The sequence below is a fragment of the Klebsiella sp. RCJ4 genome (assembly GCF_009025755.1).
Lineage (GTDB): Bacteria > Pseudomonadota > Gammaproteobacteria > Enterobacterales > Enterobacteriaceae > Klebsiella > Klebsiella michiganensis.
Genome location: NZ_WCIN01000041.1, coordinates 190,751 through 211,770 on the forward strand (window position 1 = coordinate 190,751; position 21,020 = coordinate 211,770).

General features: G+C 57.5%; 21 protein-coding genes. 16 read left to right on the forward strand and 5 right to left on the reverse strand.

All coding sequences use genetic code 11. The features are described 5' to 3' along the window. Nucleotides 1-78: 78 nt before the first annotated feature. Nucleotides 79-2,736 carry a DUF2339 domain-containing protein gene (locus F8562_RS19805; RefSeq protein WP_038424153.1) on the forward strand — a complete coding sequence of 886 codons (2,658 nt, stop codon included), beginning with the start codon at nucleotides 79-81 and terminating at the stop codon, nucleotides 2,734-2,736. After that, a complete protein-coding gene (locus tag F8562_RS19810) occupies nucleotides 2,733-4,127 on the forward strand; it encodes a DUF3999 domain-containing protein (protein ID WP_014837570.1) in 1,395 nt (464 codons plus the stop codon). Before F8562_RS19805 ends, F8562_RS19810 begins: the two co-directional genes overlap by 4 nt. 47 nt (nucleotides 4,128-4,174) lie before the next feature. Here the strand turns inward: F8562_RS19810 and F8562_RS19815 are convergent, their stop codons facing one another. Next, on the reverse strand, nucleotides 4,175-4,777 hold the full coding sequence (locus tag F8562_RS19815) for a peroxiredoxin (protein ID WP_004099418.1): 603 nt from the start codon (nucleotides 4,775-4,777) through the stop codon (nucleotides 4,175-4,177). Nucleotides 4,778-4,947: 170 nt separating this feature from the next. After that, complete coding sequence (gene acpH, locus F8562_RS19820) at nucleotides 4,948-5,529, reverse strand: ACP phosphodiesterase (protein WP_014228156.1); 582 nt, start codon at nucleotides 5,527-5,529, stop codon at nucleotides 4,948-4,950. Nucleotides 5,530-5,620: 91 nt separating this feature from the next. Here acpH and queA point away from each other — a divergent pair, with 91 nt between their 5' ends. The 8 genes from queA (at nucleotide 5,621) to F8562_RS19860 (ending at nucleotide 13,776) form a co-directional block, all read left to right on the forward strand. Then, nucleotides 5,621-6,685 carry a tRNA preQ1(34) S-adenosylmethionine ribosyltransferase-isomerase QueA gene (gene queA / locus F8562_RS19825; protein ID WP_014837571.1) on the forward strand — a complete coding sequence of 355 codons (1,065 nt, stop codon included), beginning with the start codon at nucleotides 5,621-5,623 and terminating at the stop codon, nucleotides 6,683-6,685. 109 nt (nucleotides 6,686-6,794) lie between these two features. Continuing rightward, complete coding sequence (tgt, locus tag F8562_RS19830; RefSeq protein ID WP_004129667.1) at nucleotides 6,795-7,922, forward strand: tRNA guanosine(34) transglycosylase Tgt; 1,128 nt, start codon at nucleotides 6,795-6,797, stop codon at nucleotides 7,920-7,922. A gap of 22 nt (nucleotides 7,923-7,944) precedes the next feature. Further along, entirely contained in the window at nucleotides 7,945-8,277 is a 333-nt protein-coding gene (yajC, locus tag F8562_RS19835) for a preprotein translocase subunit YajC (RefSeq protein WP_004099423.1), read from the forward strand. 27 nt (nucleotides 8,278-8,304) lie between these two features. Then, on the forward strand, nucleotides 8,305-10,152 hold the full coding sequence (gene secD / locus F8562_RS19840; RefSeq protein WP_071886312.1) for a protein translocase subunit SecD: 1,848 nt from the start codon (nucleotides 8,305-8,307) through the stop codon (nucleotides 10,150-10,152). Nucleotides 10,153-10,162: 10 nt separating this feature from the next. Continuing rightward, nucleotides 10,163-11,134, forward strand: a complete 972-nt coding sequence (secF, locus tag F8562_RS19845; protein ID WP_004848195.1) for a protein translocase subunit SecF — start codon at nucleotides 10,163-10,165, stop codon at nucleotides 11,132-11,134. A gap of 116 nt (nucleotides 11,135-11,250) precedes the next feature. Continuing rightward, a complete protein-coding gene (locus F8562_RS19850; RefSeq protein WP_014837573.1) occupies nucleotides 11,251-12,642 on the forward strand; it encodes a M24 family metallopeptidase in 1,392 nt (463 codons plus the stop codon). Between the two features lie 64 nt (nucleotides 12,643-12,706). Further along, nucleotides 12,707-13,072 (forward strand): VOC family protein, encoded by a 366-nt coding sequence (locus tag F8562_RS19855; protein WP_014837574.1) that lies wholly within the window; start codon nucleotides 12,707-12,709, stop codon nucleotides 13,070-13,072. 14 nt (nucleotides 13,073-13,086) lie between these two features. Further along, complete coding sequence (locus F8562_RS19860; protein ID WP_014228161.1) at nucleotides 13,087-13,776, forward strand: helix-turn-helix transcriptional regulator; 690 nt, start codon at nucleotides 13,087-13,089, stop codon at nucleotides 13,774-13,776. Between the two features lie 43 nt (nucleotides 13,777-13,819). On the opposite strand, the gene F8562_RS19865 is transcribed toward F8562_RS19860, so the two are convergent. Then, nucleotides 13,820-14,704: a nucleoside-specific channel-forming protein Tsx gene (locus F8562_RS19865; RefSeq protein ID WP_014837575.1), complete on the reverse strand. Its 885-nt coding sequence runs from the start codon at nucleotides 14,702-14,704 to the stop codon at nucleotides 13,820-13,822. Nucleotides 14,705-15,000: 296 nt separating this feature from the next. Then, a complete protein-coding gene (locus tag F8562_RS19870; protein ID WP_004848204.1) occupies nucleotides 15,001-15,543 on the reverse strand; it encodes a DUF3251 domain-containing protein in 543 nt (180 codons plus the stop codon). A gap of 147 nt (nucleotides 15,544-15,690) precedes the next feature. Between F8562_RS19870 and nrdR the strand changes: the two genes are divergently transcribed. The 6 genes from nrdR (at nucleotide 15,691) to pgpA (ending at nucleotide 19,797) form a co-directional block, all read left to right on the forward strand. Then, nucleotides 15,691-16,140: a transcriptional regulator NrdR gene (gene nrdR, locus F8562_RS19875; RefSeq protein ID WP_014228162.1), complete on the forward strand. Its 450-nt coding sequence runs from the start codon at nucleotides 15,691-15,693 to the stop codon at nucleotides 16,138-16,140. A gap of 4 nt (nucleotides 16,141-16,144) precedes the next feature. Continuing rightward, on the forward strand, nucleotides 16,145-17,248 hold the full coding sequence (ribD, locus tag F8562_RS19880) for a bifunctional diaminohydroxyphosphoribosylaminopyrimidine deaminase/5-amino-6-(5-phosphoribosylamino)uracil reductase RibD (protein WP_014837576.1): 1,104 nt from the start codon (nucleotides 16,145-16,147) through the stop codon (nucleotides 17,246-17,248). 93 nt (nucleotides 17,249-17,341) lie between these two features. Further along, nucleotides 17,342-17,812 (forward strand): 6,7-dimethyl-8-ribityllumazine synthase, encoded by a 471-nt coding sequence (ribE, locus tag F8562_RS19885; protein WP_004129690.1) that lies wholly within the window; start codon nucleotides 17,342-17,344, stop codon nucleotides 17,810-17,812. A 19-nt stretch (nucleotides 17,813-17,831) separates the two neighbouring features. Next, nucleotides 17,832-18,251 carry a transcription antitermination factor NusB gene (gene nusB, locus F8562_RS19890; protein ID WP_004099457.1) on the forward strand — a complete coding sequence of 140 codons (420 nt, stop codon included), beginning with the start codon at nucleotides 17,832-17,834 and terminating at the stop codon, nucleotides 18,249-18,251. 75 nt (nucleotides 18,252-18,326) lie between these two features. Next, nucleotides 18,327-19,301 carry a thiamine-phosphate kinase gene (gene thiL / locus F8562_RS19895; RefSeq protein ID WP_014228164.1) on the forward strand — a complete coding sequence of 325 codons (975 nt, stop codon included), beginning with the start codon at nucleotides 18,327-18,329 and terminating at the stop codon, nucleotides 19,299-19,301. After that, nucleotides 19,291-19,797, forward strand: coding sequence for a phosphatidylglycerophosphatase A (gene pgpA, locus F8562_RS19900; protein WP_004133926.1), 507 nt, complete (start codon nucleotides 19,291-19,293; stop codon nucleotides 19,795-19,797). The genes thiL and pgpA overlap by 11 nt, the downstream gene beginning before the upstream one ends. Before the next feature lie 206 nt (nucleotides 19,798-20,003). On the opposite strand, the gene F8562_RS19905 is transcribed toward pgpA, so the two are convergent. Further along, nucleotides 20,004-20,978 (reverse strand): aldo/keto reductase, encoded by a 975-nt coding sequence (locus F8562_RS19905; protein ID WP_014837578.1) that lies wholly within the window; start codon nucleotides 20,976-20,978, stop codon nucleotides 20,004-20,006. Nucleotides 20,979-21,020 lie beyond the last annotated feature (42 nt).

A 21,020-nucleotide genomic window follows, 5' to 3' on the forward strand; every position in this document is an offset into this window, starting at 1 on the left:
CTTTTTCATTTTCTCGGATAGCGCTGATAAGACAATGTGTGTCATTCTGCTCCCTCTTCAAACAGTGAAGGTGAGAACATGGATGATCTACTGATCTTTGGCGCTGTGATTTTATTCTGCGGGCTGGTGGTTGGGCCGCTCGTGGCGATTGCCGCGCTCAGGCGCAGCGCGGCGGTCCGTGTGGAACTGGCGGCTTTGCAGCGTCGGGTTGAGGAGCTTGAGCTGCGCGGCGTTGCGCAGGCACCGGTGGCGGAGACAAGTGGCGTCGTGCCGACTGCTCCGGAAGTCGTTGCCTCTGTTGACGCAACAGCGCTGGTAGAACACGAGCCATCACCGGCGCCCGTGGCGGAAGCCGTTGACCCATGGCTTTCGCAGCCGAAGCCAACGCCGAAGCCGGAGCAGATGGCGAAATCGGCTCCTGAAACCGAACAACCTTCCGCGTTTGGCGGGATGGTATCGTCATTGGTTCGTTGGTTTATGCAGGGTAACCCGCTGGCGAAGCTCGGGATCCTGCTGCTGTTTCTTGGCCTCTCCTTTCTGCTGCGCTATACCGTTGAACACGCGCTGTTCCCCCTCGAGTTACGTCTGGTCGCGGCGTCGTTGTTCGCCATTGTCCTGCTGGCTGTCGGATGGCGATTGCGGCATAAGCAACCGATGTACGCCCTGATCTTACAGGGTGGGGCAACGGGGGCGCTCTATCTCACCGTTTTTGGCGCCTTTCGCCTGTGGCAGATGCTGCCGATGACCCTGGCGTTTGCGCTGCTGGTGGTGATTTGCGCGGCGAGCGTAGGGCTGGCGATTGTGCAAAAAGCGCTCAGCCTGGCCATGCTGGCGAGTCTTGGCGGTTATCTTGCGCCGCTGCTGCTCTCTACCGGCGGCGGCAGTCATGTGGCGTTGTTCTCATTCTATCTTCTGCTGTCGGTGGGCATTCTTACCATCAGCATCCGCCAGCACTGGCGGGAGCTTAATCTGCTTGGCCTGCTGTTTACCTTTGGCGTCGGTGGCCTGTGGGGGCTGAATGATTATCGGCCAGAGTATTACCTGAGCTGCCAGCTGTTCTTAATCGCCAATACGATTATTTTTGGCGTGTTGAGCGTGGCGCTGTCGCTGCGGGCGCAGGAAAAGGGTAAGCAGATTATTGACGGCGTTCTGCTGTTTGCACCGCCGCTGGTCGGCTTTGGTATGCAGTACGCTATCACCCGGCATATGGAATATGGTCCGGCGCTCAGCGCGCTGGGCTACGGTGGCTTCTATCTGGCTTTAGCCTGGCTGGCACTGCGTCGCTACCCCTCTTTAGGGAAGCCGCTGGTACTGGCCGCGCTGGCGCTCGGCGGCGCATTTACCACCCTTGCTATTCCCCTTGCGCTTTCGGCTCGCTGGACCGCGATGGCCTGGTCGCTGGAGGGGCTCGGGATCCTCTGGCTGGGCGTGCAACAGCAGCAGCGGCGTATGAGCTATAGTGGGACTGCGCTACTCTTTTTGGCGGTTGGCAGCGCGCTCTGGGCGCAGGCAAATGACGCCACGCCGCTTTCTTTGCTGCTGATTTTCGCTGTACTCAGTCTTAGCTGGCTGGTCGCCGCCTGGCTGTGGCGAAGCATTGAAGTGCACGCCAGTGGAGGACTGCTTTTGGGCGGGCTACTGTTCTGGGTGGTGGCGCTTGTCGGCGCATCGCAGCTGGCGTTGAGTAAAGACTCGCAGATTATATTTGGCGTGCTGGCGACGCTGGCCGCGTCGGTATGGTGCTGGCGCGCGGTCGCTGCGCGTTTAGTCTGGCAAGAGCTGGATGCCAGCAAATGGTTGTTGTGGCCAATGATGCTGATAGTGCTGTTTTATCAGCTATCCCAACAGCAGATTTTCGCTGCTGGCTGGCAAAATCTGGCCTGGTGCGCGGCGCTGCCCGCGGCGGTGGCGCTGCTCTGGCGTGATGGGCCTTCGCTCCCGCCGCGCATAAACAGGCTCGCCCACCTGTCGCTGTTCTGGATGGTGTTGCTGGCGCTGGCGATGGAGCTGTTTTGGTTTACCCGGGATTTGCCGTGGGGCATGTCGGCCTGGGCGAGTGGATTAATGATGGCGGCAGGCGGGGGGCTGATCTTCCTTGTCTCTGAAGCCGTTCATCGGCAAATATGGCCATTCCGGGTATGGCCTGGGCTGTATGCCTCTCAGGCCATGATACCGGTGGCGGTTGCGCTGGGATGCCTGCTAACGCTGACGAACGTGCAGGATGGTACGGTCTACGGTCAGACCTATTTGCCGTTGATTAACCCGCTGGAAGAGGGCGCCGCTTTTGCGCTGCTTGGGCTGACGATATTTTATCGCGTTTCGCGGCGTTATTTTCCGCTGCAGCTATCGGTATGCCGCCCCTGGCCCGCGGTTGCGCTGCTGGCGCTCGGCTTCTGGTGGCTGAATGGCCTGCTGCTGCGCGCCCTGGCCTGGTACGGCGAGGTGGCCTGGAATATAGAGGCGCTGTGGCATTCGCGCTTAATTCAGACCACTTTCGCTCTGGTCTGGACGCTGGCGGCGCTGGCGGTCATGCTGCGTGCGACGCGGCGACACTCCCGCCGCGAATGGCTGTGCGGCGCGGCGTTGTTAGGCGTTGTCATTGTGAAACTCATGCTGGTGGACAGCGCGCGCGGCGGCGGGCTGGCGCGCGCTGTCGCGTTTATCGGCGTGGCTATTTTGGTGCTGATCGTCGGGTATTTTTCCCCGTTACCGCCCAAAGCAGGAGAAGAAAAATGAAATGGATGAAAGCGGTGTTATGCTGCGTGCTGCTGGGCGTGACGGGCGCGGCTGTCAGCGGCGATGAAGCGCGAGAAAAACCACTGGACTATATGCAGGGGATGATGCTGGAAACCACCGGCGCGTCGCCCTGGTATCGCGTCGAGCTTTCCCCGCTGCTCTATCAGGGGACGGCGTGGCCTGACCTGCGCGATGTGCGGGTATTTAACCATCAGGGAGAGACCGTACCGTTCGCGCTGCAGGTGCAGAAGGCGCAGCCCGTTACGCCTGAAGCGATGACGCTGCGGCTTTTCCCTCTGGAGATGTCGCCGGTTCCGCCGCGCGAAGAGGGGCGACGCGGCGGAGAATCACTGGTCCTGCGTTCAACAACGGGGATCGAAATTCATCTGGAAACCGATGATGCGAAGGCGCTCGGGCAGAGCTACTTACTGACGCTGCCGACGGAGAAAACGGACGCGTTTGCGCTGGCTCAGCTGCGGCTGAACTGGGCGGCGCTGGCGGGCAGCTGGCAGGGGAAAGCGTCGGTCTATTCCAGTCGGGATTTGAAGTACTGGCGCCCTGTCCAGGAGGATGCGCCCCTTATGGATCTGGCGCGCGATAGCGATCGTTTGAAAATGGATACCATTAGCGCTGACCTGACGCTCTCCGCGGACGGGAATCGTTACCTGCTGGTGATCCTCGATTCGCAAAGCAAGGCGGTCGTGTTAAAGAGCGTGACGGCCCTGGCCGAACGCAGAGAGCCCGAGTCTACGCGCATTGAGCTTGATGCGCAGGCGAACAAGATTTCAGATGAGGAAGCCGTTTGGCGCTGGGCCCGGCCTCAGCCGCTGACTTCGCTCAGGATATCGATGGCCAGCGAAGGGGTTCTGCCGGTCGCGCTCTCCTGGCGCAGCGGCGAAAAAGAAGCCTGGCAGCCGCTGACCAAAACCGTGCTGTATCGACTGGACGGAAAGCGTTCGCAGGATATTCAACTTTCAGGCCAGCCGGTTGAAGCGGTGCGGATCACAACGATTAACGCCAGATTACCGACGTCGCTGCCCGCGATAAGCGGTGCGCGAGACAAATACCAGCTGGTTTTTAATACCCAGGGAAAAGGGCCTTATATGCTGGCCTGGGGCAACCGGGCGGCGCCAAAGGCAGATGTCGCCATGGACATGCTGATCCCGGCGTCGCTGCGCAAAACGCAGGCTGTAAGCGATCTACCGCTGGCCGTCGCGCAGGAGAGCGTCACCCTCGGCGGTGAAGCGCGGTTGACGGCGACATCGGCTACCGAGCAGCAAAGCGGCTGGAAAACGCTGCTGGTATGGGGAGCGCTAATAGTGGGCGTCCTGGTGCTGGCGCTGATGGCGTGGCGAATCTGGCGCGAAGTGAAAAAAAGCGGCTCCGTATAAAACAAAAAAGGCTCGCATCTGCGAGCCTTTTGCCGAACGTACGCCGATTACAGGCTGGATACGTTCTCGGTCAGGTATTTAGCGACGCCTTCCGGAGAAGCGGCCATACCTTCTTTTCCTTTTTCCCACTGCGCCGGGCAAACTTCGCCGTGCTCTTCGTGGAACTGCAGCGCGTCAACCATACGCAGCATTTCGTCGATGTTACGGCCCAGCGGCAGGTCGTTAACCACCTGGTGACGAACAACGCCGTTGGCGTCGATCAGGAAGGAACCACGCAGGGCAACGCCTTCGTCCGGGTGCTCAATACCGTACGCTTTCTGGATTTCGCGTTTGATGTCAGCAACCATGGCGTATTTAACCGGGCCGATGCCGCCCTGGTCTACCGGGGTGTTACGCCAAGCGTTGTGGACGAACTCGGAGTCAAAAGAAACGCCAACCACTTCTACGCCGCGTTTCTGGAATTCTTCGTAGCGCTTATCGAACGCGATCAGTTCAGACGGGCAAACGAAGGTGAAGTCCATCGGCCAGAAGAACAGAACGGTGGCTTTACCGCTGGTGTGCTGTTTGAAATTGAATTTCTCAACGATTTCGCCGTTACCTAAAACCGCTGCCGCGGTGAAGTCCGGAGCCTGACGAGTAACCAGAACCATATGATTCTCCTGTTAATACTAAGGTTAATTGGAACGCAACGCGGGCAAGTATAGGGAGAGGCGTCGGCGAACTCAACGTGACGCTGACAATCGATGAGATAGGTTTTGCCTATCAATCGTTATTTGAAACGGCTATTCAGAATAGTCTTTTGCCAAAAAAGCGCAATCTTTTACAGTTCACCTTTTTTCGCCTGCGCCATCATCTGCGGGTAGAAGCGCCAGAACTGCTGCTCAAGACGATCGTAATGGGTATCCAGATCCTGCCAGGAGTCGCGCAGGGCGTCCAGCCGCGGACGGCGGCTGGCCATACCGTTCAGAACCCGCTGAATAAACGCCATATCCCGATAGCGTTCAAGCCAGCGCTCTGACCACAGGTATTCGTTGAGATTGACAAAACGCGGCGGGGAATCGGGCAAAATAAACGAGACCTGGGCGTGGGCGTAGCGGACAAACTCCGGCAGCGGCAGCTCGGGCGACAGCTGCGTCCAGTGGCGTGATAAGAAATGGTCCCACATCACATCCAGCGTAATTGGCGCGACCCGGCGCGTTTCGGGACGAAACCACCCTTTGGCTTCGGTGACTTCGGGCAGGTTATCCGTCAGTACATCGATCCGGCGGTGCATAAAAATGCCCTCCACGACGTCAGCGGGCCACTCGCCGGCGGGGTCGCCGCGAACGAAATCGGCCAGTAAATTACCGGAAAGGGAGCTGTCAGCGAGATGGGCGAGGTGCAGGTGTGCGAGAAAATTCATGCGATTCGTTATCCGGATACGGCTAGTTGTTGCAGCGAAGAGGTGTGAGCACTAGACTAAGCCGCCTGTTTTTAAGTCATGAGTATATGCCATGCGCGTCGCCGATTTCTCCTTTGAATTACCCGAATCCCTGATTGCCCACTATCCCATGCCCGAGCGCAGCAGCTGCCGCTTGCTGTCATTAGACGGGCCGACGGGCGCGCTGACGCACGGTACTTTCACCGATTTACTCGACAAGCTCAACCCTGGCGATCTGCTGGTTTTTAATAATACCCGCGTGATCCCGGCCCGCCTGTTTGGCCGTAAAGCCAGCGGCGGCAAGATTGAGGTGCTGGTCGAGCGCATGCTCGATGATAAACGTATTCTGGCACATATTCGCGCGTCTAAAGCGCCGAAACCGGGCGCGGCGCTGCTGCTCGGCGACGATGAAAGCATTAAAGCGTCCATGGTAGCGCGCCACGACGCGCTGTTTGAAGTTGAGTTCGACGACGCGCGCAGCGTGCTGGACATTCTCAACGCTATCGGCCATATGCCGCTGCCGCCGTACATCGATCGTCCTGACGAAGACGCCGACCGCGAGCTGTATCAGACCGTATACAGCGAAAAACCGGGCGCCGTCGCGGCGCCAACCGCCGGCCTGCACTTTGACCAGCCGATGCTGGCGAAGCTTCGCGAAAAGGGCGTTGAGATGGCGTTCGTCACGCTGCACGTGGGGGCAGGAACCTTCCAGCCGGTACGCGTAGACAGCATTGAAGAGCATATTATGCACTCTGAATATGCGGAAGTGCCGCAGGAGGTGGTCGATGCGGTGCTGGCGGCAAAAGCGCGCGGCAGCCGGGTGATTGCGGTGGGCACGACCTCGGTGCGTTCGCTGGAAAGCGCGGCGCAGGCGGCGAAAAACGACCTGATTGAGCCTTTCTTCGGCGATACGCAGATTTTCATCTACCCGGGCTATCAGTACAAAGTCATTGATGCGCTGGTGACCAACTTCCATCTGCCTGAATCCACGCTGATTATGCTGGTTTCCGCATTTGCCGGCTATCAGCACACCATGAACGCCTATAAGGCTGCGGTAGAACAAAAATATCGCTTTTTTAGCTACGGGGACGCGATGTTTATCACGTACAATCCGCAGGCTATTTTTGAGCGCCCATAAGAAGGCTGTCGCGCTGGTTATTTTGACGCCTTCAGGAATTTATTAGCTATGGAATCATTCCGTAGCGAGTCGTTAAACGTCAGACTGTTTTTCTGACGCGGGAGTGATAATGAAATTTGAGTTAGATACCACCGATGGTCGCGCGCGCCGCGGCCGTCTTGTGTTTGAGCGCGGCGTCGTTGAAACGCCAGCTTTTATGCCGGTTGGCACCTATGGCACCGTGAAAGGGATGACGCCGGAAGAAGTTGAAGCGACCGGCGCGCAAATCATCCTCGGCAACACCTTCCATCTGTGGCTGCGTCCTGGTCAGGAGATCATGAAGCTGCACGGCGATCTGCACGACTTTATGCAGTGGAAAGGACCGATCCTCACCGACTCCGGCGGCTTCCAGGTCTTCAGCCTCGGCGATATTCGCAAAATCACCGAGCAGGGCGTGCACTTTCGCAACCCGATCAACGGCGATCCGATTTTCCTCGATCCGGAAAAATCCATGGAGATTCAGTACGATCTCGGTTCCGATATCGTGATGATCTTCGACGAATGTACGCCGTATCCGGCGGACTGGGATTACGCTAAGCGCTCAATGGAAATGTCCCTGCGCTGGGCGAAGCGCAGCCGCGATCGGTTTGACGGTCTGGGCAACAAAAACGCGCTGTTTGGCATCATTCAGGGCAGCGTTTACGAAGATTTACGTGATATCTCTGTTAAAGGTCTGGTAGAGATTGGCTTTGATGGCTACGCTGTCGGCGGTTTGGCTGTCGGCGAGCCGAAGGAAGATATGCACCGTATTCTGGAGCACGTCTGCCCGCAGATCCCGGCCGACAAGCCGCGATACCTGATGGGCGTCGGTAAGCCGGAAGATCTGGTTGAAGGGGTGCGTCGCGGGATCGATATGTTCGACTGCGTCATGCCGACGCGCAATGCGCGCAACGGCCACCTGTTCGTCACCGACGGCGTGGTGAAAATCCGTAACGCGAAGCACAAGAGCGATACTTCGCCGCTGGATGCAGAATGTGATTGCTACACCTGTCGCAACTATTCACGCGCTTACTTGCATCATCTTGACCGTTGCAACGAAATATTGGGCGCGCGACTCAATACCATTCATAACCTGCGATACTATCAGCGCTTAATGGCTGGTTTACGCAAGGCTATTGAAGAGGGTAAATTAGAGAGCTTCGTGACCGATTTTTACCAACGTCAGGGTCGAACCGTTCCACCTTTGAACGTTGACTAATTTTAATAATGAGGGAATTTCAATGAGCTTTTTTATTTCTGATGCGGTAGCAGCAACCGGTGGCGCGGCGCAGGGCAGCCCGATGTCTCTGATCCTGATGCTGGTGGTGTTTGGTCTGATTTTTTACTTCATGATCCTGCGCCCACAGCAGAAACGCACCAAGGAACATAAAAACCTGATGAACTCCATTGCCAAAGGCGATGAAGTACTGACCAACGGTGGCCTGGTTGGGCGCGTCACTAAAGTCGCGGAAAGCGGCTACATCGCTATCGCGCTGAACGATACCACTGAAGTGGTTATCAAACGTGACTTCGTAGCTGCCGTTCTGCCGAAAGGCACCATGAAGGCGCTGTAATTACCCATTTTCCCTAAGGGAACTGCCGTGTTAAACCGTTATCCTTTGTGGAAGTACGTCATGCTGGTCGTCGTCATTGTCGTCGGCTTAGTGTATGCGCTTCCCAACCTGTATGGTGAGGATCCGGCCGTTCAAATCACTGGCGCGCGCGGCGTCGCCGCCAGTGAGCAAACGCTGATCCAGGTCCAGAAAACACTACAAGAAGAAAAAATTACCGCGAAGTCTGTGGCACTGGAAGAGGGCGCAATTCTTGCGCGCTTCGACACCACTGATATCCAGCTGCGCGCGCGCGAAGCGCTGATGGGCGTGCTGGGTGACAAATACGTCGTGGCGCTTAACCTTGCTCCGGCAACCCCGCGCTGGCTGGCGGCCCTGTATGCCGAGCCGATGAAGCTGGGTCTTGATCTGCGCGGCGGCGTGCACTTCCTGATGGAAGTCGACATGGACACCGCGCTGGGCAAACTGCAGGAACAAAATATCGACAGCCTGCGCAGCGAACTGCGTGATAAAGGCATTCCTTACGCGACCGTGCGTAAAGAAGACAACTATGGCCTGAGCATCGCTTTCCGCGACAGCGCCGCGCGCGACCAGGCTATCTCATACCTTAGCCCTCGTCACCGCGATCTGGTTATCTCCACTCAGGGCAGCACTGGCCTGAAAGCCGTGATGACCGACGACCGTCTGAAAGAAGCCCGCGAATATGCCGTTCAGCAGAACATCAATATCCTGCGTAACCGTGTAAACCAGCTGGGCGTTGCCGAACCTCTGGTTCAGCGTCAGGGCGCCGACCGTATTGTGGTTGAACTGCCGGGTATCCAGGACACCGCGCGTGCGAAAGAGATCCTCGGCGCGACCGCGACCCTGGAATTCCGTCTGGTTAACACTAACGTTGATAGCGCCGCGGCGGCCTCCGGTCGCGTTCCGGGCGACTCTGAAGTGAAATATACCCGCGAAGGCCAGCCGGTTGTGCTGTACAAGCGCGTCATCCTCACCGGTGACCACATCACCGACTCGACGTCGAGCATGGATGAGTACAACCAGGCGCAGGTTAACATCTCCCTGGATAGCGCTGGCGGCAACATCATGTCTAACTTCACCAAGGACAACATCGGTAAACCGATGGCGACCCTGTTTGTGGAGTACAAAGACAGCGGGAAGAAAGATGCCAGCGGGCGCGCGATTCTGGCGAAAGAGGAAGAGGTGATTAACATCGCCAACATCCAGTCTCGTCTGGGTAACAGCTTCCGTATTACCGGCATCAGCAACCCGACCGAAGCGCGCCAGCTCTCCCTGCTGCTGCGTGCAGGCGCGCTGATTGCGCCGATTCAGATTGTTGAAGAACGGACCATCGGTCCAACCCTCGGTATGCAGAACATCAAGCAGGGCCTGGAAGCGTGTCTGGCCGGTCTGGTGGTCTCCATCCTGTTTATGATCTTCTTCTACAAGAAGTTCGGCCTGATTGCGACCTCTGCGCTGGTGGCTAACCTGGTGCTGATTGTCGGCATTATGTCCCTGATTCCGGGGGCGACGCTGACCATGCCGGGGATTGCGGGGATCGTGTTAACCCTTGCGGTGGCGGTCGATGCGAACGTTCTGATTAACGAACGTATTAAAGAAGAGCTGAGCAACGGGCGCTCCGTGCAGCAGGCGATTGACGAAGGTTATCGCGGCGCGTTCAGCTCCATCTTTGATGCCAACATTACGACGCTTATCAAAGTCATTATCCTGTACGCGGTCGGTACCGGTGCCATTAAAGGGTTTGCGATTACCACCGGTATCGGTATTGCGACCTCAATGTTTACCGCTATCGTCGGCACCCGTGCCATCGTGAACCTGCTGTACGGCGGCAAGCGCGTTAAAAAGCTGTCTATCTGAGGAGTGCGTTGTGGCACAGGAATATACTGTTGAACAATTGAACCACGGCCGTAAAGTCTGGGACTTTATGCGCTGGGACTACTGGGCTTTCGGCATTTCAGGTTTTCTGCTGATTTTGTCCATCGCTATTATTGGCGTGCGCGGGTTTAACTGGGGTCTGGATTTCACCGGCGGTACGGTGATTGAGATCACCCTCGAAAAACCTGTCGATATGGACCAGGTGCGTCAGTCGCTGCAGAAGGCGGGCTTTGAAGAGCCGCAGTTGCAAAACTTCGGCAGCAGCCGCGACATCATGGTGCGTATGCCGCCGGTGCATGACGCCAACGGCAGCCAGGAGCTGGGCAGCAAGGTCGTTAGCGTGATTAACGACTCGACCAGCCAGAACGCGACGGTCAAACGTATTGAGTTTGTGGGGCCGAGCGTTGGCGCGGACCTTGCGCAGACCGGCGCGCTGGCGCTGATAGCCGCGCTGGTGTGTATCCTGATCTACGTCGGCTTCCGCTTTGAGTGGCGTCTGGCGGCAGGGGTGGTTATCGCGCTGGCGCACGACGTGGTGATCACCATGGGCGTGCTGTCGCTACTGCATATCGAGATCGACCTGACCATTGTGGCCTCGTTGATGTCGGTTATCGGCTACTCGCTGAACGACAGTATCGTGGTATCCGACCGTATTCGTGAAAACTTCCGCAAGATTCGCCGCGGTACGCCGTACGAAATCTTTAACGTGTCGTTGACGCAAACGCTGCACCGTACCTTGATCACCTCCGGAACGACCTTGATGGTTATCCTGATGCTGTACCTCTTCGGCGGTCCGATTCTGGAAGGCTTCTCGCTGACCATGCTGATCGGTGTCTCCATCGGTACGGCTTCTTCTATCTACGTCGCGTCCGCGCTGGCGCTGAAGCTGGGCATGAAGCGCGAGCACATGCTGCAGCAGAAAGTCGAGAAAGAAGGGGCGGATCAGCCGTCAATTCTGCCGTAAGGCAATCGCGTAGCGATAAAACGAATCCCGGTCGCAAGGCCGGGATTTTTTTATTACAGCCGCCCGGATTTTGGTTACTCTCCCGTATCAGCACGCAATGACATGGAGAAATGCCGATGGCTGTCGTAACGCTTTCCACCGTTCCTCACCCCCCGCTCTGGCACGATGTGCCTTCCGTTACGCTTAACGACGACACGCTGCGGCTGCGCAAGTCCAGGGTGCTGGCAAATATGCGTCAGTCCGGCGTAGACACGCTTATTGTCTATGCCGACAAAGAGCACGGCGGCAACTTTGAGTATCTCACCGGCTTTATTCCCCGTTTCGAAGAGGCGCTGCTGGTGCTGCATCGGGACGGCGAGGCGGTGCTGGTGCTGGGTAACGAGAATCTCAAGCTGGCAGGCCATGCCCGGCTGGAAAACCGTGTGATTCACGCCCCGTGGTTTTCGCTGCCCAATCAGCCGATGGAAACCGGTAAAACGCTGGCTCAGCGGCTTCAGGAGGCAGGCGTTGCGGCGGAAAAACGAATTGGCCTGGCGGGCTGGAAGCTCTTTACCGGCGCGGCGGATGACCGCGCGCAGATGTTCGATCTGCCTGCTTTTATCGTGGATGCTATTCGCCAGGCCGCCGGCCCGCAGGCAAGATTAACTAACGCCACCGGCATTTTTATCGACCCGGCAAGCGGAGCGCGAGTCACCAATAATGCCAACGAGCTGGCGCACTATGAGTACGGCGCAAATCTGGCTTCCACCGCGATTCTCACCGCGCTTAACGCCGTTGCGCCGGGTAAAACGGAAAAGCAAATCGGCGCGCTGCTGGCGGCGGAAGGGCAGCCTAATAGCGTGGTGATGATTGCCGCTACCGGCGAGCGCTTCGCCTGGGCGAATCTCTATCCGGGCGATAAGGTGATTCAGCGCGGAGATAAATTCTCGCTGACCACCGGCTTCAAAGGCGGCCTGAGCAGCCGCGCCGCCTACGTGGTGGCCGATGAGAGCGAACTGGCGCCCGAGGTGGCTGATTACCTCGAGGTCGTGGCGAAGCCCTATTTCAACGCGGTGGTGAACTGGCTGGAAAATCTGCGCATCGGCATGCGCGGCGGCGATATGTATGCGCTGATAGAGCAAGCGTTGCCGAAGGCGGAATATCACTGGCACCTGAATCCGGGGCATCTGGTCGCGGATGAGGAGTGGCTCTGTTCGCCCATTGGCCCCCATTCAACCGCCTGCCTGCAAAGCGGGATGATACTGCAAATCGACATCATTCCTTCCCGCCCGGGCTACGGCGGCGCAAGCATTGAAGATACCGTGGCGCTTGCCGATAGCGCGTTGCGTCGGGAGCTGGCGCAGCGCTATCCCGAACTCTGGCAGCGTATCGTCGCCCGGCGCTTGTATATCGGCGAGCAGCTTGGCATTGTGCTTCCTGAAGAGGTGCTGCCATTTTCCAGTACCGTGGGATACCTGCGTCCGTGGCTGCTGAGTCCCGAGCGCGCGCTGGTGTGCGCACCATACTGACACAATGCTGTCAGTAGGTCTGTCTTACACTCCTCCTGAACCCAAACAATGGACAGGAGGATGTATGAACAACGTAATTAACTGGTTTGAGATCCCGGTTGCGGAGATGGATCGTGCCGTGGCGTTTTACGAGCCGGTGATGCAGGTGACGCTGCGTCGGGAAAAAATGGATTGCATCGAGATGGCCGTTTTCCCGCATGAGGATTCGGCTCCCGGCGGCGCGCTGGCAAAGTTCGATGGCGTTAAGCCCTCCGATCAGGGATGTATTATCTATCTGCATACTGACAATCTGGCGGCCACGCTCGATCGCGTCAACTCGGCGGGCGGAAGCTGTGCGTTTGGCCCCCTTGAGCTGGCGGACGATATCGGCACGATTGCCCTGTTTATCGACAGTGAGGGTAATCGGATTGGCCTTCACCAACCCGCGTAAATGAGAAAACAGAAATGAGCCGACGCGCCGACCGTCTTTTTCAAATCGTCCAGATCCTGCGCGGGAGGAGATTAACCACCGCCGGGCTGCTGGCCGAGCGGCTCGGCGTGTCAGAGCGCACCATCTACCGTGATATTCGCGACCTCTCGCTCTCCGGCGTCCCGGTTGAGGGGGAAGCCGGGAGCGGCTACCGGCTGCTGGCGGGCTATGACCTACCGCCGCTGATGCTGACAACTCAGGAATCGGAAGCGCTGATGGCCGCTATACGGCTGCTGCAAACCTGGGGCGGCGCCTCGCTGTCCCAGGCGCTGGAGTCGGCGCAGGAAAAAGTGCTGGCCATTTTGCCTGCCGAGAGCCGGCGTAAGGCGGAGCAGTCGCGCGTGTTCGCACCGGACTTTGGTGCGCAGGGCTATAGTAAAGATCAGTTTGATATAGTGCATCGGGCAGTCTCCGCCCAGCAGGCGCTGGGGCTGCGCTATCGCGATGAAGCGGGAAACGTGTCGCAGCGTGACGTACTGCCGCTGGGGCTTTTTTTCTGGGGCGAGCGCTGGCTGCTGGTGACATGGTGCGAACTGCGGGAAGATTATCGCTGTTTTCGCCTCGACCGCTGTCTGGAGATTTCCGCCACCGGGCGTCATTTCAGCGAACGAGCCGATCGCTCATTGAGTGATTTCTTGCGTAAGGTGAGATGCGAAGAGCGTTAGCTTTTATGATCCCCGGCGTAGTTGCCGGGGATCATCGAGCCGATTAGAAGTTGTAGCCGACCACGAAGTAACCACCCCAGCCGGTAGAGCGGACGTTAAAGTCGCCGTCGCCGAAGTTCAGCTTCGCGTCATCCGCCCACTGGCCGCCGTTGTGGAAGTAACGCGCCACGACGGAGTAGTGCCAGTGATCGTAGTTCAGCGCCAGGATATGGCTGGACGCGATGGAGTTGCTGGTGCGTGAATGCTTACCGTTCAAATCATAAGCGTTGTCATCGCCCAGATCGGAGCCCCAGTCAAAGTTGGTGAAGCCGATATAGCTCAGTGAACCGCCCCACAGGTCGGTCAGCGGCACGAAGTATTTCACTTTGAAGCGGTAGCCGTCCCACTCGTTCTCGTTTGATGCGCCATAGTTTTGCCACTGATATTTCGCATAGACGTTGAGCGAGAGGCTCATCGGCAGGCCGGTATCGATATCGGTACCCAGACCCATATACCAGGTGCTCTGACGACCGGACTTGTTGCGGCCCATGTCGTAGATATAGTTGTTAGCGAAATACCACTCTTTGAACGGGCCGAAGCTGAGGTCGGTACCGGTCAGTTTGTCGATGGAGAAGCGCGGCTCAATTTCCATAAACAGCGGAGAACCGTGGTTCCAGATACCTTTCGCGTTGGTGTTACCACCGAAGAATACCGGCGCATCCATATAGCCATAGAAATCAAACCACTCTTTCTTGGCGAACGCTTCATATTCCAGATAAGTATCGTTACGGATCTGCGGCCCAAAACGAGTGTGGTAGCTACCCACCACGTTTACACTCTGGTGCCACCAATCAGACAGGTATTGCGGTTTGTCGTTTTCTGCCGCGCTGGCAGAGAAAGATGCGGAGAGCGCCAGAGCTGCGCCGGCTGCCAGTAATGTTTTTTTCATAATGATGCCACTGTTTAAATTAAGCCTGAAGGCGTTAAAAGAAGCGCCGAAGCGTTTCTAAATATTTCGTATTTCTGTGGCGTCTATTATAGGAATCATTGCTCACAAAAATATGTGTTGTTTCACATAACGAACATATGCGTAATCGATTGCGTTCACGATTTTATGCATTTCTTGCGGGAATGCCACCGAAATTCATAAATTCTGGCAATTTTTAGTGAACTGAATGGAAAATCTGTAAGTGGATTAGCATGAGGGGAGGGGAGCCGGATGTTCAGGGCATCCGGCTGAGGGCGTTACGGCGTGTTTGCGGGCTGGATATCGTGGATGCGGACAAAGCCAACCTGCTCGGGCGTTACGCCATTCAGGCGTAGCGGAATATCGACGTCGCTCGGCGCCAGAACGCTTGCCGGCGCGCTAATCAGCTGATTTTGTACGTTAACTTCCTGATAGCTATCGGTGGTGCCGCTGATCTGCCCGGAGGCGACCGTCGCGCTAAAGGCCGGCAGCGGATCGTTTGATTCACCCTGGATACGCAGGGTCAGGCGCGTACCGTCGCCATCCGGCGCGATATTGAGCAGCGACATGCGCAGCGTACCAATCTGACTTTTGAGACGGGCCGGCGTTTTCGCCTCCGGCAGCAGGTATACGCCGCTGCTCGATTTCGCATTCAGCACGTTTTGTTGGGTAATTTTGACCGTTTGCTGGTTGAGCTGGGTCATCTCTTTGCTCAGCGTGCTCACGCTCTGGTTCATCTGGCGGATTTCGCTTTGCTGCGCGCAGGCGCTGAGGGTGAAAATGCTACCCACGATGGCCAGCTTTAAATAACGTCTTGTCATAGTTGGGATTCCGTTAACAGAGGATGCTTAATGGTAGACCGATCGGATAATCGCACTATAGATCCTTTGTCTCAAAAGCTCTTTCTTTGTTGTCGGGTCACTTCGCGGTAAACTACCCGTTAGTTTAACTACATGTCAGGACGCGCCATGCATTGCCCTTTCTGTTTCGCCGTAGATACCAAAGTTATCGACTCTCGTCTGGTGGGCGAGGGCTCTTCTGTGCGTCGTCGTCGTCAGTGTCTGGTCTGTAATGAACGTTTTACGACGTTTGAAGTGGCGGAACTGGTGATGCCGCGAGTCGTAAAAAGCAACGACGTGCGCGAGCCTTTTAATGAGGACAAACTGCGCAGCGGTATGCTGAAAGCGCTGGAGAAGCGCCCGGTCAGCTCAGACGATGTCGAAATGGCGGTTAACCATATAAAAACCCACCTGCGCGGGACCGGCGAGCGGGAAGTGCCGAGCAAAATGATCGGCAACCTGGTGATGGAGCAGCTGAAGAAGCTCGATAAAGTCGCCTACATCCGCTTTGCTTCCGTCTATCGCAGCTTCGAAGATATCAAAGAGTTTGGCGAAGAGATCGCCCGCTTACAGGACTGAGCCCATGCAGGATGAAATATACATGGCGCGAGCGCTGAAGCTGGCCGCGCGCGGACGCTTCACCACGCACCCAAACCCGAATGTCGGCTGCGTGATCGTTAAAGATGGCCAGATCGTCGGCGAAGGTTTTCACTATCGCGCCGGTGAACCGCACGCGGAAGTGCACGCGCTGCGCATGGCGGGCGAAAAAGCGAAAGGCGCGACGGCGTACGTCACGCTGGAGCCCTGTAGCCATCACGGGCGAACGCCGCCGTGCTGCGAGGCGCTGATTGCCGCAGGGGTGACCCGCGTGGTTGCGGCGATGCAGGATCCGAACCCGCAGGTCGCGGGTCGCGGTTTGTACCGTTTGCAGCAGGAAGGGGTCGACGTCAGTCACGGGCTGATGATGAACGAAGCCGAGGCGCTGAATAAAGGTTTTCTTAAGCGGATGCGCACCGGTTTTCCCTGGATTCAGTTAAAAATGGGCGCATCGCTGGATGGGCGCACGGCGATGGCCAGCGGAGAGAGCCAGTGGATCACCTCACCGCAGGCGCGGCGCGATGTGCAGCGCCTGCGCGCGCAAAGCCACGCCATCCTGACCAGCAGCGCGACGGTGCTGGCGGATGACCCGGCGCTAACCGTACGCTGGGACGAGCTCAACGCCGACACTCAGGCGCTGTACCCGCAGGAAAACCTGCGCCAGCCTTTGCGCATCGTTATCGATAGTCAGAATCGCGTCACGCCGCAGCATCGTATCGTGGAGCAGGTGGGTGAAACGCTGTTTGCCCGTACCCGTGCAGATGAACGCCAGTGGCCGGAGAACGTACGCACGCTGCTGGTGCCGGAGCATAACGGTCGCCTGGATCTGGTGGTCCTGATGATGCTGCTGGGCAAACAGCAAATTAACTCGATCTGGGTGGAAGCAGGCCCCACCCTTGCCGGCGCGCTGCTGGAGGCCGGGCTGGTGGACGAGCTTATCGTCTATATTGCGCCTAAACTGTTAGGCAGCGATGCGCGCGGATTATGTGTACTGCCGGGGCTTGAGAAACTTGAGCAAGCACCCCATTTCAAATTCAATGAGATACGTCATGTAGGCCCGGATATTTGCCTGCATTTAGTGAACGCTTGATTTCCCCGGACAAAAGGGAAAGCAGTGCGCCGATTATTATGATAGAATCCGCCCCCCTTGCGGGGCCAAATGAACTGAACCCGAAGGAAGAGTATGAACATTATTGAAGCTAACGTTGCTACCCCGGACGCTCGCGTCGCCATCACCATCGCGCGTTTCAACAACTTTATCAACGACAGCCTGCTGGATGGCGCGATTGACGCCCTGAAGCGTATTGGCCAGGTCAAAGATGAAAACATTACCGTGGTTTGGGTTCCAGGCGCGTATGAGCTGCCGCTGGCGGCTGACGCACTGGCGAAAACCGGTAAGTATGACGCAGTGATCGCGCTGGGTACCGTTATCCGTGGCGGCACCGCGCACTTTGAATATGTGGCTGGCGGTGCAAGCAATGGCCTGGCGCACGTCGCTCAGGACAGCGGAATCCCGGTAGCCTTCGGTGTTCTGACCACAGAAAGTATTGAACAAGCCATCGAACGCGCTGGCACCAAAGCCGGTAACAAAGGCGCTGAAGCCGCGTTGACCGCGCTGGAAATGATTAACGTATTGAAAGCCATCAAGGCCTGATTTTTGTAAGGGGAATTCCGTGAAACCTGCTGCTCGTCGCCGCGCCCGTGAGTGTGCTGTCCAGGCGCTTTACTCCTGGCAGTTGTCCAAAAACGACATCGCTGATGTCGAATACCAGTTCCTGGCGGAACAGGATGTGAAAGATGTAGACGTTCTGTATTTCCGCGAACTGCTGTCCGGAGTGGCGACTAACAGCGCGTATCTCGACGGCCTGATGAAGCCGTATCTTTCTCGTCTGCTGGACGAGCTGGGTCAGGTGGAAAAAGCGGTGCTGCGTATCGCACTGTTTGAGCTGTCAAAGCGTAGCGATGTACCGTACAAAGTTGCGATTAACGAAGCCATCGAACTGGCGAAAACCTTTGGCGCTGAAGATAGCCATAAGTTTGTCAACGGCGTGCTGGACAAAGCTGCCCCGGTAATTCGTCCCAACAAAAAGTAAATTCCAGGGCCGGTTTTTGCAGAGTCTCACTTCTGCAAACCGGCCTTATTCTTTTCTTTTTCTGAGGCATAACGTATGGCATGCGGCGAATTTTCCCTGATTGCCCGTTATTTTGATCGCGTAAAAAGCGCACGTCTTGATGTTGAAACCGGCATTGGCGACGACTGCGCGCTCCTGAACATCCCCGAGAAAAAAACGCTGGCAATCAGCACCGACACCCTGGTGGCGGGAAACCATTTTTTACCCGATATCGACCCTGCCGACCTCGCCTATAAAGCGCTGGCGGTCAACCTGAGCGACCTGGCGGCAATGGGCGCTGAACCGGCGTGGCTAACCCTGGCCCTGACCCTGCCGGAAGCGGACGAAGCCTGGCTTGAGGCCTTTAGCGACAGCCTGTTCGTGCAGCTTAATTATTACGATATGCAGCTCATTGGCGGCGATACCACGCGCGGACCGCTGTCGATGACGCTGGGTATTCACGGCTATGTGCCGACGGGACGCGCTTTGAAGCGCTCCGGGGCAAAGCATGGCGACTGGATTTACGTCACCGGCACGCCGGGAGACAGCGCCGCGGGTCTGGCGATTTTGCAGGATCGGCTGCAGGTTGAAGATGACGCCGACGCGGATTATCTCCTGGCGCGCCATCTGCGTCCGCTGCCGCGGGTTCTGCAGGGGCAGGCGCTGCGCGATTTGGCGAACGCCGCCATCGATCTCTCCGACGGCCTGATTTCTGACCTGGGGCATATTCTCAAGGCCAGCGGCTGCGGCGCGCGCGTCGATCTTGATGCGATGCCGTTCTCGGATGCGATGCTGCGCCAGGTTGAGCCTGAGCAGGCGCTGCGCTGGGCGCTCTCCGGCGGTGAAGATTACGAGCTGTGCTTTACCGTACCTGAACTCAATCGCGGGGCGCTGGACGTGGCCCTTGCCAACCTCGGCGCGCGTTTTACCTGCATTGGGCAGATCCTGCCGGAATCGGAAGGTCTGCAGTTCACGCGCGAAGGTAAGCCCGTCACGTTCGATTTTAAGGGATACGATCATTTTGGCGCGTAGTAGAGATGTGGCGAAAAGCCGCCTGAAGATGAGCAACCCCTGGCATCTGCTGGCAACGGGATTTGGCAGCGGCCTTAGCCCCGTGGTTCCCGGCACTATGGGATCGCTGGCGTCGATCCCCTTCTGGTATTTGCTGACCTTACTCCCCTGGCAGCTCTATTCGCTGGCGGTGATGATGAGCATCTGCATTGGCGTCTATATTTGCCACCGTACGGCGAAAGATATGGGTACCCACGATCATGGCAGCATTGTCTGGGATGAGTTTGTCGGGATGTGGATCACCCTGATGGCTCTACCGACGATGGACTGGCAGTGGGTCGCCGCCGGATTTGTGATTTTCCGCCTCTTTGATATGTGGAAGCCGTGGCCCATCCGCTGGTTCGACCGCAATATCCACGGCGGGATGGGGATCATGGTGGACGATATTGTCGCCGGGGTGATTTCCGCCGGGGTGCTGTACGTGATTGGCCACCACTGGCCGATTGGTCTTTTTTAAACCAGTCTGGCCCGGCTGGCCTGGCGCCTCTGGGAAATGGAGCAGGCAGGCTTTTCCCGGAGGCGGTGCTGCGCACCTGTCCGGGCTACCGGCCCGCAGGCGTTGGTGAGTCAGTCGCCCGGGCAGCGCTTTGCGTCGCCCCCGGAAGCAGAACCTGTAGCCCGGCTAAGCGCAGCGCGAGCCGGGAATCGGCAGGGAACCGCGCGTTACTTGAACCCCACAATCGGGTGCGGTTTATACGGCGTCTCCAGCTTTTCAATTTGATCCGGCGTCAGCGTTAAATCGACCGCATGCAGCAGCTCATCCAGCTGCTCCTGCCTTGAGGCGCCGATAATCGGCGCGGCCACGCCCGGCTTGCTCAATAGCCAGGCCAGCGCCACCTGCGCGCGGTTGGCGTCAAGCTCTTCCGCGACTTCGGCCAGGTTTGTCGCAATCAGTTCATCATTCTCATCAGTGGCATTGTAGAGCGCCTTACCGACTTCATCGGATACCAGACGGGCGGTGGTTTCCCCCCACGGACGGGTCAGGCGACCGCGCGCCAGCGGACTCCACGGCATCACCGCGACGCCTTCACGGCTGCACAGCGGCAGCATTTCGTTTTCTTCTTCACGATAAATCAGATTGTAGTGATCCTGCATGGTGACGAAGCGGGCCCAGTTATTCTGCCGCTGTAGCGCTAACGCCTGGGCAAACTGGCGGGCATGCATTGACGATGCGCCGATATAGCGGGCTTTACCCACCTTGACGACGTCGTTGAGCGCTTCGAGAGTTTCTTCAATGGGCGTGGTGTAATCCCAGCGATGGATTTGCAGCAGATCGACATACTCCATGCCGAGGCGGCGCAGGCTGTCGTCAATGGATCTCAGGATCTGCGCGCGCGACAGTCCCTGCGGCAGATCGCCCACCTGATGGTAAACCTTGGTGGCGACGATCACGGAATCGCGACGAGCATACTCACGCAGCGCGCGCCCGAGGATCTCTTCGCTGCTGCCGTCAGAGTAGTTATTCGAGGTGTCGAAGAAGTTAATGCCGCCCTCAAGGGCGTATTTTATCAGCGGGAGGCTGCTCTCTTCCGGTAAGGTCCATGCATGGTTACCGCGATCCGGTTCGCCAAAGGTCATACAGCCGAGGCAGAGTCGGGAAACGCGGAGATCGGTATCGCCAAGAGGGATATAGTGCATAGTGCGCTCCTGCTACGGGTAAAGGGTATCCTTTAAGCATAG